Raw genomic sequence first — 658 nt, 5'->3', positions numbered from 1 at the left:
CCCGCAATCACAAGCAAGTGGAGCTGACTTTCGAGCGATTCGTCAGCGCGGCCCGCCCCTACTTGTGCGTCCAGCGGCTGAGGTTCCGTTGCGACCGCGAGGCCCGTCTCGATCTGCACCTGGGGATCGACGCTGATGTGCGGACCAACGGCTACGACCACTTCAAGACGATTGAGCTTCGCCCGACGAGCGGTCTGGGCTGCGAGTGTCATGTTATCACCGACGCCGGGGATGAAGTGCTGGTTGCCACGAGGCTTGTCTACCACCTGCCGCGGGACGGGAACTGCGAGTTGAGCGTCCGTCACGAACAGGCAGAGCGGGCTTGCGCCGTGGTGGCGGAGGCGACGATTAAGGAACCGGTCGGCCGTGAGCTGGTCTTTGAGAAGCGATCCGCCGTGACCACCAGCCGGGATCCGGTGCGCAGCGACGCGGACGGTTGGCTGGACATCGCTGCGGACCAGTCATATGAGCAGCTTCACGCCGAGCATGTCGCGATCTGGAAGCGCCGGTGGGACTCGTGTGACGTCGTCATCGAAGGCGATGAGGATTCGCAACGGGCGGTGCGGCTTTCGCTCTATCATCTTCTGCGGGCCCACGTGCCTGACGACCCGCGGGTGGCCGTCGACGCCAAGGGCTATGCAGGCGAAGCCTATTGGGG

General features: G+C 64.4%; 1 protein-coding gene. It reads left to right on the top strand.

The window, feature by feature from the left end; all coding sequences use genetic code 11:
• Nucleotides 1–658, top strand: a 658-nt coding sequence (locus tag PLL20_21710; protein HPD32615.1) for a hypothetical protein, incomplete at both ends; no start/stop codon positions are given.

Source organism: Phycisphaerae bacterium (assembly GCA_035384605.1).
Classification (GTDB): domain Bacteria; phylum Planctomycetota; class Phycisphaerae; order UBA1845; family PWPN01; genus JAUCQB01.
This window is presented reverse-complemented; position numbering and strand designations above follow the sequence as displayed.